Here is a 16,647-nt window from a genome sequence, read left to right as displayed (position 1 = left end):
TCAACATTGTAAACCGGCTTCTTTTTCCTTGCAAGGTTTTTATCTTGCCATCCTGCCCTATTATTTTTCTAGGGTTGTAAGGGGTATAATGAATTCTATAAGCTTATTTGAAAGATCTAAATTAGTGGCTCCGGGGGGGGTTCATTCCCCGGTTCGTTCCTTTAGAAGTGTGGGTGGAAACCCTATCTTTTTTAAAAGTGCTAAGGGACCCTATCTGTATGATGTCGAAGGTAAGGAATATATCGACTACTGCATGAGCTTCGGGCCTTTAATTTTAGGACATAGAGATCCGGAAATTGAAGAAGTAGTTAAGGAAACCATAGAACTGGCCTGGAGTTTTGGTGCCTGTGAGCCTTACTCTCTTGAGCTCGCTGAATATATCGTATCTGAAATTCCCTGGGTGGAGAAAATTCGCTTTGTTTCCTCCGGGACGGAAGCTGTTATGTCTGCACTTCGCGTAGCCAGAGCGGCCACCGGTAGGGATAAGGTTCTGAAATTTGATGGCTGCTATCATGGACACTCCGATCCCCTACTCGTCAAATCCGGTTCAGGTCTTGCCGGAGAAGCCAGTTCAGATAGTGCCGGAATAGGTTCTGTGATTGCCAGCCAAACACTTGTTCTTCCATTGAATGATGAAAAAGCCTTACAGGAACTATTTGAGAGGCAGGGAAACGAAATTGCCTGCGTTATTATTGAACCCCTTCCCGCAAATTACGGCCTCCTTATACAACGAGATGAGTTTATAAATAAGGTATTCGAACTGGCAAGAAAGCATGGCACTCTTGTAATTTTTGATGAAGTGATTTCCGGTTTTCGGGTGCATTTTAGGGGTATGGCAGAATTTTTTAAAGAAAAACCTGATCTGGTTACTTATGGTAAGATTATTGGAGGAGGCTTTCCGGTTGGAGCTTATGCCGGAAAAAAAGAATTAATGGATATGGTAGCTCCTTCCGGGCCTGTATATCAAGCAGGAACCTTAAGTGCCAACCCTATAGGTATGCGAGCCGGTCTTGCGAGTTTGAAAAAATTGAAACGCGAAAATGTACATTCTATTCTTGAATCCAGAACAAAACAATTTACAGATAGTCTACTTACAATCTTAAATAAAAAAGACAAAATTTGGGATAAGGCAAATTTTTCTTCTCTTTTCTGGTTCTATGCGAATGCCGATATGCCTATTCGCAATATCTCTGAAATTCCTGAGGGTCATAAAGAAAAGTTTGCCACCCTTTTTCACTCAATGCTGAAAAAAGGCGTTTACCTCGCTCCTTCCGGTTATGAGGTTGGTTTTCTGTCTCTGGCTCATGATAACAGTGTATTAGATAAAACTTTAGAATTGGCGGAGTCACTGAATCTATAGTTTATGAAAGCTTTCCTTACTTACTATTTCCGCCTTATTGCAGCCTCTGCCTGGTTACTCTTAACCTTATCTTTAGGGTTTTGGTGGATGATAATCGGTCTTCGTCAGGCCAAATTGGTCTTTGCGCTACAGGAAGCTCTGGGAGGAAACATTGCTAAGGAAAGTCAGCAGAGGTTGAAGCGTTACAGTCTGATGATTACAACGGAAGGGGGTTTTTTTCTCTTACTTCTGGGTACCGGAGGAATTACCTTAATCTATTTATCTTATAGGGATATGCAAAACACCAGGGTTTTAAAGGAATTCTTTAGTACGGTTAGCCATGAAATGAAAACTCCTCTTGCCAGCATTCGTTTACAGGTAGAAAGTCTTCAGGAAGATTTGTTCGATTCTGAACATAAGGAACTTTTAACTCGTCTGCTTGAAAATTCTCAAAGACTGGAGCTGCAAATGGATAAGGCACTCTATCTGGCCAGTTTAAACCGGGAAGAAACTCTTTTTTTTGAAGATACTAATTTAGAAAGTTTATTGAAACACCTTTCTTATTATTACCCGGAATTAAGCTTTCATATATCAGATTCTTTTTTTTCGGCTTATATAGATAAGCGTGCTATAGAAAGCATATTAAAAAATTTGATAGAAAACGCCCTTCTTCATGGAAAAGCAAGTAAAATATGGATAAACATAAACAAGAATTATGGAAAAATCGAAATAGAAATTAAAGATAATGGAATTGGATTTAAAGGGAATATTAAAAATTTAGGAAAACCTTTTATGCGACATGGAAGCTCCAGCGGTAGTGGTATCGGTTTGTATCTGGTCAAGACACTTATGAAAAAAATGGGCGGAGAAGCCACGTTCTTCAATGCTGAGTCATCAGGATTTGTTACCATATTGCATTTACCTTCTCATGCGGAGAGAGTATCTTGAGCCCCAAACTTTTATTGGTAGAGGATGACAGGTCTTTAGGTGCTACACTTAAAGATAGACTAAAAAAAGAAGGTTATGATATTAGCTGGGTTGAATCTTTAGAAAATGCCAGAAAAGAATTACAAATGGGATTTCCTGATCTTCTTATATTAGATGTAGGTCTTCCGGATGGTTCAGGGTTTGAGCTGGCTAAAGAATTGGGACAGAAGCCAAACCCTCCTCCATTTCTTTTTTTAACCGCAGTTGCAGGCGCTCAGGATCGACTAAGGGGTTTTGAATTGGGAGCTGAGGAATTTATACCGAAACCCTTTCACTTAAAAGAACTTTTGTTAAGAGTAAAACATGTTTTAGACGCCCACAGGCATGTGTATGAAGCTTTAGCTTTTCAGCGCTCTATTGAATATAAGAATTTTACTATAGATTTTAAATCTTATACAATTCAGGAAAAAGATAAGCCTTTACAGAGATTAGCCGTAAGGGACATGAACCTACTTGCCCTTTTAATTTCCCAGAAGCATAGGGTTGTCAGTAGGGATGAAATTTTAGATAAGCTTTGGGGAGAAGATAGTTTTCCAACCAACCGAACCATCGATAATGCCATTGTTCGTCTTCGCCAAATATTTGGAGAAAATGGACAGGAAGCAATTCAGTCTGTTCGGGGTGTTGGATACCGATGGATAGGAGAGATACATTAATGATTAGAAATGAAAGATATAGCCGTGCCTTAAATCGAGAAGCACAAAATATACCACCTATCTGGATGATGAGACAGGCAGGAAGGTATCACAAGCATTACCAAAGTTTGAGAAAAAAATATAGCTTTATGGAACTTTGCAAAAAACCTGAATTGGCTGCCGAGGTTGCTCTCGGACCTATTCAAGATTTTGACTTTGATCTTGCGATTCTTTTTTCAGATATATTGTTCCCTCTTGAAGGTCTGGGTATGGGCTTGAAATATTCAGACAGTAAGGGGCCGGAGCTAAATTGGTATTTAAGTGAAGATACAATAATGAATCTTTCTTCAGAAGAAGAAGCCATATCTTTCTTGCAATTTCAAGCAAAAGCTTTGCAATATACACGTGAACTGCTACCTCCTGACAAATCCTTAATTGGATTCATCGGAGGAGCCTGGACTCTATATTGCTATGCAATAGAAGGAAAGCACTCAGGAAATTTAATAAATCCTAAAATACCTATTTCATTAAGAGATAAATTCTTGCAAATAATCGAATCATTGCTCATAAAGAATATCGCTATGCAGTTGGAAAATCAAGCCGAAGTAGTGATGGTGTTTGATACAGCTGCCGGTGCATTAAGTCCGTTCGAGTTTGAACAAATTGTGATTCCATTTCTACAAAAATTAGGTAATACCTTTCCCGGAAAAGTTGCTTATTATGCAAAGGATGCTTCTGAGCATTGTTTAAAGAAAGTTCTTCGAGTAAAAGGTCTTGCCGGCCTCGGAGTCGATCATAGGAATTATATACCTGATATTTTATCCTGGAATCGTTCCGGTTTTACCCAGGGTAACTTTGATCAGGTCTTACTTTTCCGAGAAAAGAATGATTTCTTAAAAAGTTTAAAGGAATACCTTTCTCCGATAAAAGAACTTACTCCTTCTGATAGAAAAGGTTGGGTTTGCGGCCTTGGGCATGGAGTCTTACCCAATACTCCGGAAGAGAATGTAAAACTTTTTGTAAATACAGTTCGTGAGGAATTAGCATGAGTTCTGAAATGCAAAAGTTGATAGCCAAGTATGATGTGCCAGCTCCCCGTTATACCAGTTATCCAACGGTCCCCTACTGGGAGAAAAACCCGAGTACAGGAGAATGGATAGATAATATTCAGAAATCTTTACAACCTGATAATGCCTCAATAGCCATTTATATTCATATTCCCTTTTGTGAAAGTCTGTGTACATTTTGTGGTTGCAATACTTCTATTACAAAAAACCATTCAGTAGAAGATCCTTATATAGATAGTCTTTTACAAGAATTTAATATGTATATAGAAAGGGCTCCCGAATTAAAAACAAGAAAAGTAAAAGAACTGCATCTTGGTGGAGGCTCTCCTACATATCTGTCTGAAGACAATATGAAGCGTTTAATTGAAGGGCTCACCTCAAAATTGAACATAGATGAAGATTATGTTTTCTCCATAGAAGTTGATCCGAGAAGAACCCGAAAAACCCAGTTAGAAACCCTATATAAACTTGGCTTTAGACGAATCAGTCTGGGTGTGCAGGACTTTGATGAAGAAGTACAAAAGCTAATCAATCGATTTCAACCTTTTGAGAAAACAAAGTTTGTAACTGAAGAATCAAGAGCCCTGGGTTATAACTCCGTAAACTTTGATTTGATTTACGGACTTCCGAGACAAAACGAAGCGACGATGAGATACACTATTGAGAAAACTCTCGAACTTCTGCCGGACAGAATAGCTTTTTATAGCTATGCACATGTCCCCTGGATAAAAGCAGCTCACAGACTCTTTACTGAAGAGGATCTTCCTCGCGGCCCCGAAAAAAGAAAGTTATACGAAATAGGTCTGGAATTGTTTTCAAAAAACCAATATATGGAAATTGGTATGGACCACTTTTCTTTGAAGGAAGATAAGTTATACCGGGCCTTACAAACATCCAGCCTGCATCGGAATTTTATGGGTTATACAGATAATAAAACGGATCTCTTATTTGCATTGGGTGTATCAGCTATTGCTGATAGCTGGACTTGTTTTCATCAAAATGAAAAGATATTAAAAAAATACCAAAAAAAACTTTCTGAAGGGCAATTTCCTTCCTTAAGAGGCCACATTTTGGATGAAGAAGATCTGGAACTCAGAAGTCTTATTTTAGAATTATCTACCACTTTGAGTGTCTCAATTCCACAGAAGTATTTATCTGAAGTTCAAAATTATTTACCTGAAATGGAAAAAGATGGACTCATCAGTTGGACAAAAAATCACTTAAAAGTTGAAGAAAGAGGAAGGCCTTTTCTCAGAAATGTTTGTATGGCTTTAGATATGCGTCTCAGACGTAAGTCTCCTGAAACCCGGGTTTTTTCACAGGCGATATGAAACGATTTCTTTACATACTCTGCATTTTTCTCTTTTCTTTTTGTGAGTCCGAAAAAACAAACTCAAGAAAGATTCAGGTAGAAGGAATTTCTGTTTCCTATCATGTAATCCCAGGTAAAGCATCTGAGCTATTTGCAATCGCTAATAATTATGAGGAAGAAATTGTCATTCCCGGAATAAAAAAACAATCAAAAGAATGTAATGAGATTAAGGTGCTTAATGAAGTTCAGCTAAAAGGCTGTTTACAAACTTACTTTCAAAAATATTATATAGTGATAGACGAGGTTCATTTTTGAACCTCTGAATAACAAATTGCTTTCAGGTTTGCTTACCTGTTTCTTCGATGTTTTTCATACCAGGCAGGGTTTAAGGCCCTCTGATAAAAATAAGCATCGATTAAAACCAAATTTAATACAGCTTCTACTATTGGAACTGCTCTGGGTAAAACACAGGGGTCGTGTCGACCTTTAGCCTGTAATAAGGTTTCTTCGTTTTTATCATTTACCGTTTTCTGTTCCTTAAAGATGGTGGAAGTGGGTTTAAAAGCAGCACGTATTAAAATAGTTTCTCCATTAGAAATGCCTCCCTGAATTCCTCCTGAACGATTGGTTCTGGTTCGTATTTTACCATTCTCATCTGTATAAAATTCATCGTTATGCTCACTGCCTTTTTGCCTGGTTCCTTCAAAACCGGAACCCACTTCAAAACCCTTGCAGGCGGGAATTGAAAGAATTGCTTTAGCAAAGTCAGCCTCTAATTTATCATAAACAGGATCTCCAAGCCCCGGAGGAACATTGTAAATAGCAGCACGAATCGTGCCTCCTACAGAGTCCCCTTCCCTACCCGCTTTTTGAATAAGCTCTTCCATTTTTAAGGCCACATTTTTATCAGGACATCTCACGTCATTTATATCCACATCTTCTATGCTCTTAGGTGGCGTATCTATAATATTAGCATGAACATCTGCAATAGAATCGACCCAGGCTACTGTAGAAATTCCTAATTCATTTTTAAGAATGGTCCTGGCCAGAGCTGCCGCAGCTACCCGACCGATGGTTTCCCTTACAGAAGCTCTACCGCCTCCGACATGAGAGCGATAACCATATTTAGAATGATATGTATAGTCTGCATGAGAAGGACGAAAAATGTGTTTTAGATTATCGTAATCTTTAGATATTTGGTTCTGGTTATCTACAAGCATTGCTATCGGGCTACCGATTGTTTTCCCTTCAAAGACACCGGAAACAATGCGGATACGGTCTTTCTCATCCCTCGGAGTTGTTAAGCGACTCTGTCCGGGCCTTCTTCTGTTTAAGTCCCCCTGGATTTCTTCTTCGGAAATGGGAATACCTGCCGGAACTCCATCCACCACGACTCCCACAGATTGACCGTGAGATTCACCAAATGTACTGATTGAAAAAATTTTTCCCCATGTTGATGGCATACAAGAAAGTTTACAGGCAGGGTATTTTATGACAATACTTTTTGTATCTTATCGTGGTGAAACAAGAGTAATAAAATGTATCTCTGAATAAGGCTCTAAAAAAACATTTCAAGACCCAGAGAGGTAGAATATTCATTATTTTCCTGTATACCCGGAAGTCGAATATTGCCCAGATTAGAATATAAAAGATTTTTGTAGGATTGATTTCTAAAATACAAAAAGATAGTAGCATTATCTATTTCCGTTGCCCTACCTTTAAATACAGCCGTAAATGAATTTGTGACCGGACTTACACCATCCTGCCATTGTCTGGGATCTGCCTGGGAAAGAGTACCGGTTACCAGATTATGATAATTATTTCCCAGATAAAGCGAATACTGTTTGTATTTTCCCATAAAAAAAGTAAACCCAAGAGCAGCAAAATCGGAGCCTCCAGTATATTGATTTCCTGAGTGAATACTTTGTAAGAGGTCATTAGACATATAGTTATACTTTAGATTCAGAGTAAAATAATCCAGGCCTATAAACATAGAAACTCTTGCACCTTCTTCATTTTTAGAGATTCCCTTATCAGGCTCCTTTACATTGTAAACGCTGGTTTGAAGCCCCAGGTGTTTGCCCGCATGAATACTGGTTTGCCATTCAAAAAGACGTTTCTTCGAATCAGTAGGATTGGAGTTTGTTTGTCCGTACAACATAGAATCATAAGCTAAAATTCCGGAATAAAGATAAGATATTCCTCCATTTGCATCCCCGGCATAAAACTGAGTAGAAATAAATTTGTTCTTCCCTAGATTTACTCCTGCCATCATAAGTCTTGGGTTTTCGCCTTTATTCTCCGTATCCATGTAAGATGAGCGTAATACTGCTGAAATCCCCGGGCGAATTTCATAGGAAAACTCAAGGGCATTCAGATTTTTATCAACCGGTGTATGCGGAGTTTGATTCATTGCTCTATAAGCCGGATTTTGTAAAGCTTTCCATTTCTCTGTATAAATAATATCTTTTTTAGTATTTGAGCTAAGGATTGCTTTTGCTTCAAAACCCCTCTTCTGATAAATGAAAAACATACCATTCTGGTCGGGAATATAGGAGGTGAAAAGAGAATCCGATAGACTTTTTTCCGACAACTGGGGTGTGAAACCAAAATAGACTTTATCTGTTTCGAGGTATTGTATAGGAGAATGGGAGGGAATGGGCACAAGGTTTAAAAAGTTTTTCGATTCTGTATCTTTTTTTTCCAATTCTAATTCGGGAGAGAATGATTCTCTTTTTTCTTTAACTTTGTCCTGTGGTTTGGTTCTAAATAAGGAAGAAGGCCTTTTACTCTCCGAAACAGGAGCTATAGCCAGAATCGCGATAAACCCCAGGCCTGCCAGAATCGAAATAAGGATGGAATAGCTTGGAGTTAAAAAACTTGAAGACACGAAAATCTCCTGAAAATCAAAGGCTCAATTACACACTTGCTTTTTCAAGCTCTTTCTTTTTTTCTAATTTCTGCTGGATAACATGCATTAGACTTCCTTCCGGAAAACTTCCCTCTTTATCAGCTTTTCCGAGGGGTAGACCCAAAATCTCCTGTATTAAATCTTCAATATGAGCATAAGACAGGACCTCAAAAAAACCTTTTTTAATGGCCTCCAATACAGTATCGGATAAAATCAGATCTTTAACATTCGATTCTGGAATAAAAACTCTATAAATCTCTTTGGGAGTGCCGATTAAGGAAGAAATTTCATAAAATGCTTCTATTTTTTTATTCACTTCTCCAATAGGAAGAGCATCACCATATTGAGACATGGCCCCGGTAACAGCCAGATTTGCCGGTATTTTACACTCAGATAGAGCCGAAAGGACTGCCAGAAATTGGGCAATACTCGCGGAATCTCCATCTATTATAGAACTATTTTGCTCAAAGGTCACAGAGGCATCGAGACTTATATTCAAATGCCCACCGAATAGCGCTTTTAGATAAGATGAAATAATCAAAACCCCTTTATCATGTATATCTCCGGAAAGATTCACTTCCCTTTCAATATTAGTAAGGTTTCCGGAACCTGTAAAAACCCTCGCAGAAATAATGCTAACCTGTCCGTATTCATAATTGGAGTGGATTCCGGTTACGATAGAAAGGCCATTGATTCGACCCAGCCTCTTCCCTTTCATTTCAAGTCGATATAAACCAGCCTGAAGAGCTTCATAATACCTGTTTTTATTGGACGAATAACGTTGAAGAATTAGCTCTTTTGCTTTTTCTATTTCCGTTTCACCAATAGCTTTTTTAGGGTGTAAAATAACCGCTTCTGTATAAAGTTCTCGAATTCTCTCTCGGTTCAAACTGAAAAACTTCTGACTTTCATTTAGACGAAAGGCTTCTTTAAGTAATGTTTTTTTTCCGGAAAAATTAATCTTTGGATAGTTCTCCAATTGCAGGCTATCTAAAAACTCATAGAACCAGCGGCGATTTTGCGGAGTATTTTCTACTTCATTTTTTAAATCTACCCGGATAGGGAAAATTTCTCGGAAGAAATGGTCTCTCTGATAAAAATATTCATAGTAGTATTCACTCCCTACCAGAATCAGTCTTAAATTAAGAGGAAAGGCCGGAAGTGCCTGTGTTTTTTCCAGCGGAAAATCAATATTTTCAAGACCGGAAAAATCAATCAATCCTCTATAAATACAGGTTCTTAACGCTTCATAGGTTCTATAATCGGAAAAAAGCTGGTTTAGGGGCAGGATAAGATATCCTCCTGTAGCGGATAGCAAAAGGCCCCTTTTATAAGAATTGATCCCCGGTATTCCGAGAAGGTTTAAGAGGTTGGGAATTGGCTCGTATAAAACGGGTCTATACCGGCTATCGGGGAGGAACAGAGGATACATATCTTTAGAAGCATATTGAGAAGGGCAAATTTCATTTCGATACGGGTCATAAAAGAACTTACTGGCTGTATTTTCTTCTAAAAATTCAGAGCGAATGAGCCCCCCTAACTCTTCCTTTATATCCAGATATTTTGCTCCGCAAACTGCAAAATGAGGGAAATGGCCCGGATTTGCCAGAATCCTCTTCAACTGCGCGAGAGCATCTTTTTGAAAGGTAAAATATTCAGACCTGGATTTAGAAGTTGTCTTGAATTTTTGAGCTGTATCTTTGATATTCACAGTTGCAGAAGCATGGTTTAATTTTTTTAGCATTCAGATCCTTACCCTTCCGGTTTTATAAGTAGATTTCATAATTCTGCTTGAGCCTGAGTTGACAAATGGTTTTCATGAAAGAGATGCTTTTTTTAACTTTCTTTTTACTTACAAGTCTCGCCCTATTTTCAGAAGAATCGATTCCTAATGATTTTCTTCCTCTCTATTCAATGAAAAAAACATATCTTGGACTTTTCTCAAGAAAACAGAAATTTTTTGGTTTTCGAGAAGAATTCCCTTCCTTCTCTGAGTTATCTCAATTTCCTAACCTTATTTCACTCGAAATTTCTTCTCCGGAGTTAAGGACTCTCGATGGATTAGAGCTCCTTAAGAATCTCGATTATCTGAACCTGTCCAATTCCGGACTGATTACTATCAGGGGAATAAAAAAAAGCAAGAAATTAAAATTTTTATACCTGAGAAAAACGAACATTCAAACGCTTGATGGAATATGTAGCCTGCAAGAATTATTGTATCTCGATATAAGCGAGACCGGGGTGAAAAACATAGAAGATATATCCTGCTTGAAAAATTTAAGAAGGGTATATGCACAAAACCTTGTATTTCATACTTTAGATGCCTTCCGCTCATTTGAAAATCTTAATGAGCTTTATCTGCATAATACACCTGTGAATGATTTCTCAGGTGTAAAGAAGCTAAAAAATCTCATCTACCTCGAAGTAAGTGGAACAAAAATTACTGAAGCAGTTATGAATGACTTGAAAAAGGAAAATCCTTATTTAAAAATCATTCATAACTGAAAGTCAATTTCTGTTTTTACATCTCCCTTAAAAAGCTCGGAACAAACCTACCTTATTCATCTTTTGTTTCCGTTTCTTTCCTCTCTTTACTGCTGCCGGAATATACAGACACAATTTTATCCAGTAAGGTAAACAACAGTTCTACACTATAACCGGCGACAAACGCAATGGCAAAAGGAGAAAGTTTGGCAGGGGAAAAGCCAACCTGCATTTCTGCATCGCTGGATATAAACCAACCAATAACAAATCCGGCAAAGGTTCCGAGTAAAATTCTAAGAGCATATTGTATGTCATGTTCTCGAACGTAAATTTGCTTATCGATTTCACTTGCAATCACACGAAGTATATAAGTACAGGAACCTAAGAGACCATAAAAGATGGGAAGTAAATACAAAGTTAAGATCTGAATAGAAAATGCGAGGCTATCCATGTTGCTGAGATATTCTTCTTCTACCAGCTTTTCATACTTTTTCATTTCAGGATAGTTCTCAGGATTATACTCCCTTTCTATCTTATTTGTTAAGTTAAGACCCGGTTGAAGTTTATTATATACGAAATACAGAGGCTTGATTAAATTCTTTAGTTTCTTCTTTTGAACAGCTAAATTTCCTTCTAACTCAAGAGCTTTCACATGCAGAACATGATCATTCTTATTCTCTACAATTATTTTCTCATAGACTTGCTTAAGTTCTTTATTGGTGGTTTGTGTTTCACTAAATAAATAAGTTTGCCACAGCCATAATACCTGGGTTGCGAGGGCTAAAACCAACACGAAAGTACTGGTTCTTCTGTATTTTCCCTGCACTCTTTCTGCAAAAGAAATTTGTTTCTTATGAAAGAACCCTGTATGAACTCCAAATTCTTCCCTGATACATTTCAGGCTTTTAACCGTAACCGGTTGGATCAGATTGGATAAGTCTGTATAAGCGAGCCAGAATTTGGCTTCTTCTTTGGATGTTAATTTCTTTCCCAGTTCAATTTTTTCTTTTGTGAAGGTAAGGGTGTTAATAATTGTAGGAGAAAGTTTAATTCCTTTATTTGCAACATATTGCAGCATAAGCTGAGTTCCACGAACGACTTTTTCCGTAGACTGCTTTTTATAAACATCCATATAATTTTCTTTGAAGTTTCTTTCCCTCTTACCCATGGAAAAAAGTTTCTGTATGAAAGTAGAAACTTTTTGTATGAAATTTTCTGTGGGTTTATTTTGATTTTTCTCTTCTTCCATACCTGTCTCGCTAAAATAGAATAAATAGTAAATTAGAATCTATGAATATTTTATTGTATCACTATCTTGCGGATCCGGTTATTATCTCTATCCGCAACATAAACAACTCCGGAGGAAACGACTGCAATTCCAAATGGTGAACTAAAACTGGCAGCGGTTCCATTTCCATCTGCAGAACCGACAGTTCCGGAGCCGGCAAGAGTTGTGACAACACCAGCCGATGTGATTTTTCGAATCTTGTTATTGTAAGAATCAGCCACATAGACGTTTCCATTTGCATCGACAGTAATTCCCTGCGAAAAGCTAAAACTGGCAGCGGTTCCACTTCCATCCGCAGAACCGCTACTTCCTGAGCCAGCGAGAGTGGTGACAACACCGGAAGAAGTGACTTTACGGATTTTATAATTACCAGAATCAGCCACATAGATGTTCCCGCTTGCATCAACAGTAACTCCCTGCGGAGTATTAAAACTGGCAGCGGTTCCATTTCCATCCGCAGAACCGCTACTTCCTGAGCCAGCGAGAGTGGTGACAACACCGGAAGAAGTGACTTTACGGATTTTATAATTACCAGAATCAGCCACATAGATGTTCCCGCTTGCATCAACAGTAACTCCCTGCGGAGTATTAAAACTGGCAGCGGTTCCATTTCCATCCGCAGAGCCAGCAGTTCCGGAGCCGGCGAGTGTCGTGACTTCACCCGAAGAGCTAATTTTGCGAATTTTGTTGTTGTTGAAATCAGCCACATAGATGTTCCCGCTTGTGTCGACAGCAATTCCCATCGGAAAGTCAAAACTGGCAGCGGTTCCTGTTCCATCCGCAGAGCCGGCAGTACCGGAACCGGCGAGGGTAGTAACATCCCCCGCTGTACCCGTCTCTACTGTTCCTGTGCCCGTTCCGGTACCTGTATTGGTTTGGTTTGAAGATAAAGCATATAACAAGAAAAACAGCATGTTTGAGTCAGAATCAGATTTTTTCTGTGTCTGTGTATATACCAGTGCATCCGTACACTGTCCGAGTGTTAAAATTATTAGTAAAATCAATAGAACTATTTTCATTGTTTTTCTCCGCCACCGGACAATTTTTTAGAACTTGAAGCTTTTCACATCGCTCATAGGTATTACCATTTCCCCTTCGGGAGTAATGATTTTTAATTTATCATGTAATTGGAAAATAACTCCATTAATCGTCTTACCATTTTGTAATATAAGTCCTTCCGATTTTTTTCCCAGAGATATTTCAATTCTACCTACCATTTCTTTTCGATGTTCTTTTAAATAAGAATCAGCTTCCTTTTTAACTGTTGACTCATCAATAGTCACAATTTTATCACGCTGCATTCCTTTTAATTCTTCGAATTCCTTGACTAACTTTTCTCTGTCCTTACCCTTCATGCCTAATATTTTGATAGACTCTCGGATGCTTGGCTTACTGTCTTCTTCTTTTGTAATATACTCCGGATTCTTGCTTTTGAAATTATCTATGACAGCAGTTATTTTTTCTTCATTATCTTCTTCAGTTTTCACGACAGCATTTATCTCCGGACTATTAACAAAGGATTCCAATTTCTTTTCTTGAATCACTTTTACTGTATCAGCTTTAGAGATATACACTTCCTGTCCCGGTTCTAAAAGAACTTCTACATCTTTGAGTTCTCGGTTTAGTTGTTTGGATAATTTTTCCTCCGGAAGTGTTTCTGAAATAGCATCAATGACAGGAATATTCATTTTGATAGCCAGAGATCCTTCGGTTAATTTTGCCTTTGTACTACCATCCTCTTCAACAGAAACCAATACCTTTGTACCCCTGAAGTCGGCGGCTAATGTGGGAGTCTGGATTACAAAGTGACTATTCTGGTTCATCTTTTCCATGTTTACCAGGACTGTACCTTTCTCTAAATGCCCCTTGTATAAGACTTCTGTTTCTGTTACAGTGGCTTTCATTCTGAAGATTGTTTTTTCATGGAGCCGTATCACGGGGTTTAATTTATTTCCCATAACCTGAACATCTATCAGGGAATTTTTTGCCGTTTTAAGATCCTTATCCATAGGTACAATCTGACCGCGCTTAATTAGATTATTCGCAGATTCTACTTTTCCCAGAAGAAAAAGACTTACAGCCTTTATCTCTATTCGTTGCTTGATTTTCTTCGGAGCCTGTGCTGGCTTCTTTTCCGTAGGCTTTTCCTTACATATAATAAGAAAAAATAGTAAAACTATAATTGTTAGTTTCTTCATTTTCATTCCCTCTTATAAGAGTTTTATCTGTCTAATTTATTTATGATTTGTAATATTCCTAATTTCTTTTTTAGGGTAGACTATTACTTTACCCTCTTTTTGTAAGACCACTACAAATTCCGATGTTACCGCTGTTATCGTATCCTGTATAATATCTCCCTTTTTTAGAGACACAGTTTGAGAGAAAAAATCACAGGATTTTTTGGTTGGTTCGGGAGTATTATTGGATTCTGATGAACTATAATTTTCAGCACTTTTAACTTCGGATTTGGGGTAGACCCAGGTTTTGCCCTCTCCGGTAAATACGACGACATAACCGGGAACGATTCCCATTACAACATTTTTCAATACTTCTTTATTCTTGAGCGTTACGGTTTGATTAAAAAAGTCACATTTGTTCTTCTCCGGCTCCGGGGCTTTCACAATAACAGGTTCTTTCTCCAGATACAAATCTATCTGCTTTTGATTATCCAAATCAAGCTCCCACATAGCACCGCTATAGGGGTCAACAATCAAGTAACCAATAAGTCCGCTGAGAGGTCCTCCCATTACTACATTACCACCGAGATACCATCCCATATTTAACCTGGTATCCAGATACATCTCTACTTTTTTTGTGCCTTTAACAGCTTCGACCTTATACCTTGCTTTTTGGAAGTAACCATTCCCGGTTTTTAAATTATAACTTATTCCGGATTTTCCTGTGCCAATTTTTTTTCGGAATCGCCTGAAAGTTCATAAACAGATATATCAGCGTCATCGGCTCCTGAAACCGTAACTACAATATTTTGTTTCGAACCTTTAAATAAGGTCGCACAACCGATAGAATAGAGAATACACAATAAAAAGATTACTTTATTCAGAATGCTCATAATAACCTCCGATAGGACTCTATGTATTATTAGAACTAATGAATACAGCGTACATATCCATTATTATCCTTTGAGCTTTGCACAGCCGTAGCATCGCTCAAGCTGAAAGTTTGGGCAAGTGCTTCCGAATACTCTTCTAAAGCCCAGACCATTCCACCCTGATCGCTTGCTATATCATACCAGACTTTGGATAAGGTCTCTGTATTGGCTCCGTAATTTACCTGCCATTCACCTTTCTTGGGAAGACGCCAGCCTTTTCCTAAGGAAGCACATTTTTTCTTTGCATCTTTCCAATTCATGGCACCCTGATCTTCACTCCACCTATCCAAATTTGAAGCGCTTAGTAATTCCTCTTTACTTAAAGAAAAACTTTTTGCAATGGTTTCAGCCATAGCACTTGCATTGAGATAATTCACCGTTCCGAATATTCCAAATCCAAGTATCAACGTAGAAACTAAAATTCCAACTGCCCATAAAATTCGCCTTGTTTTCTTTTCCTGGTTTTGGCTGGCTTTAATGAATGTAATTTCTCGTTCGGATAAATCCTGTTTTCGGTTTTTAAGCCAATCCAGGGAGTGTAATAAATTACTTCCCCGAAAAAGTAAGTTCATTCTCCCATACCAGAACATTTTCCGGATTCAAGTCTCCATGAATAAAATTCACCTGGTGGTAGCTTGATTGTATGTTATAGTATTCCAATATTTCGTCAAAATCGGGTAGTGTGGGATCTAAGGCTTTTAACTCTGCAAAACCTTCTTTTACCCTGGATGAATTTAATTTGTTTCCATAGCACTCATTCAGGTTTGTATTTATCCGTTTTACATTTCCATATAGTCCTTTTTTAAGACTTAAAAATACTTCCTTTTGAAGAAGAAGGGATAGTTCCCTTGCAAAAGTTTCGGTCTCTTCCGCCTCTACAGACATATTCATAATTCTGTTGGTGAAGTATTTAGCTACACCCTTCAAATCAGAAGCGGCAACCGTTCCAACATCTTGATATAAAAGAATACCGTATTGTTTAGCGCTGTATTCAAATTCATCTTCATGATGATATTCTACCTGGCTAAAAATATCCAGTAAAGTCTCACGGGTTTTTTCATAACCTTCATTCTCGGACTCACAAATTTCCCTGGGAGCAATTTTTAGAACGCGAATAAAAGAAGAAGCTTGAATAAACTTTTCTTTATCAGATTGCATAGAAGCATCAAATCCGTACCTTGCAACAAATACGGCTGCTCCTGTTTTACCACCGGAAAGTGAATTTTCTATCTGTATATAATTGATTTTTGCAGTGCCGAGGCTTCCCTTTTTTAAAGCGGACTTAAGCCCGGCCTCAACTAAAGCTCTTACTGTCTCAGGAATTTTCTCGATATTTTTGATTGAATTCATTAATGTATATTCCTATTTGTTGAAAAATAGGCTTCCTGTATGAAAAAATTCAGTAGAATAAAAAATAGCAAGCATTTTCTTTGGAAAAAAATTTAAAACAAAGAAAATCTATAGTTCACGTTTTATAAGTTTTCTTGGTGCTTTACAAATTTGGTAATTGAGTAA

At 38.0% G+C, this 16,647-nt stretch carries 17 protein-coding genes; 7 read left to right on the top strand and 10 right to left on the bottom strand.

Translation table 11 applies throughout. The features are described from left to right. Positions 1-88: 88 nt before the first annotated feature. Genes H7A25_21360 through H7A25_21335 form a run of 6 tightly spaced genes read left to right on the top strand, consistent with a single transcriptional unit; the run spans position 89 to position 5,655 of the window. Positions 89-1,360 carry a glutamate-1-semialdehyde 2,1-aminomutase gene (locus tag H7A25_21360; GenBank protein ID MCP5502460.1) on the top strand — a complete coding sequence of 424 codons (1,272 nt, stop codon included), beginning with the start codon at positions 89-91 and terminating at the stop codon, positions 1,358-1,360. Between the two features lie 3 nt (positions 1,361-1,363). After that, positions 1,364-2,287 (top strand): HAMP domain-containing histidine kinase, encoded by a 924-nt coding sequence (locus H7A25_21355; protein MCP5502459.1) that lies wholly within the window; start codon positions 1,364-1,366, stop codon positions 2,285-2,287. Continuing rightward, positions 2,284-2,982, top strand: a complete 699-nt coding sequence (locus tag H7A25_21350) for a response regulator transcription factor (protein MCP5502458.1) — start codon at positions 2,284-2,286, stop codon at positions 2,980-2,982. Before H7A25_21355 ends, H7A25_21350 begins: the two co-directional genes overlap by 4 nt. A 2-nt stretch (positions 2,983-2,984) precedes the next feature. Continuing rightward, the gene (locus tag H7A25_21345) at positions 2,985-4,010 is read left to right on the top strand and encodes a uroporphyrinogen decarboxylase (GenBank protein ID MCP5502457.1); all 1,026 of its coding nucleotides are present in this window, start codon (positions 2,985-2,987) and stop codon (positions 4,008-4,010) included. Further along, a complete protein-coding gene (hemN, locus tag H7A25_21340; protein ID MCP5502456.1) occupies positions 4,007-5,359 on the top strand; it encodes an oxygen-independent coproporphyrinogen III oxidase in 1,353 nt (450 codons plus the stop codon). Before H7A25_21345 ends, hemN begins: the two co-directional genes overlap by 4 nt. Then, a complete protein-coding gene (locus H7A25_21335; GenBank protein ID MCP5502455.1) occupies positions 5,356-5,655 on the top strand; it encodes a hypothetical protein in 300 nt (99 codons plus the stop codon). The genes hemN and H7A25_21335 overlap by 4 nt, the downstream gene beginning before the upstream one ends. A gap of 32 nt (positions 5,656-5,687) precedes the next feature. On the opposite strand, the gene aroC is transcribed toward H7A25_21335, so the two are convergent. The 3 genes from aroC to H7A25_21320 form a co-directional block, all read right to left on the bottom strand. Further along, positions 5,688-6,803 carry a chorismate synthase gene (gene aroC, locus H7A25_21330; protein ID MCP5502454.1) on the bottom strand — a complete coding sequence of 372 codons (1,116 nt, stop codon included), beginning with the start codon at positions 6,801-6,803 and terminating at the stop codon, positions 5,688-5,690. 95 nt (positions 6,804-6,898) lie between these two features. After that, positions 6,899-8,230: a hypothetical protein gene (locus H7A25_21325; protein MCP5502453.1), complete on the bottom strand. Its 1,332-nt coding sequence runs from the start codon at positions 8,228-8,230 to the stop codon at positions 6,899-6,901. Between the two features lie 28 nt (positions 8,231-8,258). Then, the gene (locus H7A25_21320; protein ID MCP5502452.1) at positions 8,259-9,995 is read right to left on the bottom strand and encodes an AAA family ATPase; all 1,737 of its coding nucleotides are present in this window, start codon (positions 9,993-9,995) and stop codon (positions 8,259-8,261) included. A gap of 74 nt (positions 9,996-10,069) precedes the next feature. On the opposite strand from H7A25_21320, the gene H7A25_21315 reads away from it, so the two are divergent. Then, positions 10,070-10,756: a hypothetical protein gene (locus H7A25_21315; GenBank protein ID MCP5502451.1), complete on the top strand. Its 687-nt coding sequence runs from the start codon at positions 10,070-10,072 to the stop codon at positions 10,754-10,756. A 52-nt stretch (positions 10,757-10,808) separates the two neighbouring features. On the opposite strand, the gene H7A25_21310 is transcribed toward H7A25_21315, so the two are convergent. The 7 genes from H7A25_21310 to H7A25_21280 form a co-directional block, all read right to left on the bottom strand. Continuing rightward, complete coding sequence (locus H7A25_21310) at positions 10,809-11,984, bottom strand: hypothetical protein (GenBank protein ID MCP5502450.1); 1,176 nt, start codon at positions 11,982-11,984, stop codon at positions 10,809-10,811. Between the two features lie 50 nt (positions 11,985-12,034). After that, the gene (locus H7A25_21305; GenBank protein MCP5502449.1) at positions 12,035-12,937 is read right to left on the bottom strand and encodes a hypothetical protein; all 903 of its coding nucleotides are present in this window, start codon (positions 12,935-12,937) and stop codon (positions 12,035-12,037) included. A gap of 132 nt (positions 12,938-13,069) precedes the next feature. After that, positions 13,070-14,221, bottom strand: a complete 1,152-nt coding sequence (locus tag H7A25_21300; GenBank protein ID MCP5502448.1) for a FecR domain-containing protein — start codon at positions 14,219-14,221, stop codon at positions 13,070-13,072. A gap of 36 nt (positions 14,222-14,257) precedes the next feature. Continuing rightward, a complete protein-coding gene (locus tag H7A25_21295) occupies positions 14,258-14,800 on the bottom strand; it encodes a hypothetical protein (GenBank protein MCP5502447.1) in 543 nt (180 codons plus the stop codon). Positions 14,801-14,907: 107 nt separating this feature from the next. Continuing rightward, complete coding sequence (locus H7A25_21290; GenBank protein MCP5502446.1) at positions 14,908-15,093, bottom strand: hypothetical protein; 186 nt, start codon at positions 15,091-15,093, stop codon at positions 14,908-14,910. 35 nt (positions 15,094-15,128) lie between these two features. Next, a complete protein-coding gene (locus H7A25_21285) occupies positions 15,129-15,704 on the bottom strand; it encodes a hypothetical protein (GenBank protein ID MCP5502445.1) in 576 nt (191 codons plus the stop codon). Then, positions 15,679-16,482 (bottom strand): hypothetical protein, encoded by an 804-nt coding sequence (locus tag H7A25_21280; protein MCP5502444.1) that lies wholly within the window; start codon positions 16,480-16,482, stop codon positions 15,679-15,681. Before H7A25_21280 ends, H7A25_21285 begins: the two co-directional genes overlap by 26 nt. Between the last annotated feature and the right edge of the window lie 165 nt (positions 16,483-16,647).

The organism is Leptospiraceae bacterium, from assembly GCA_024233835.1.
Taxonomy (GTDB): domain Bacteria; phylum Spirochaetota; class Leptospiria; order Leptospirales; family Leptospiraceae; genus JACKPC01.
The sequence above is the reverse complement of the archived record's forward strand: the minus strand, read 5'-3'. Positions and strand labels throughout refer to the sequence as shown.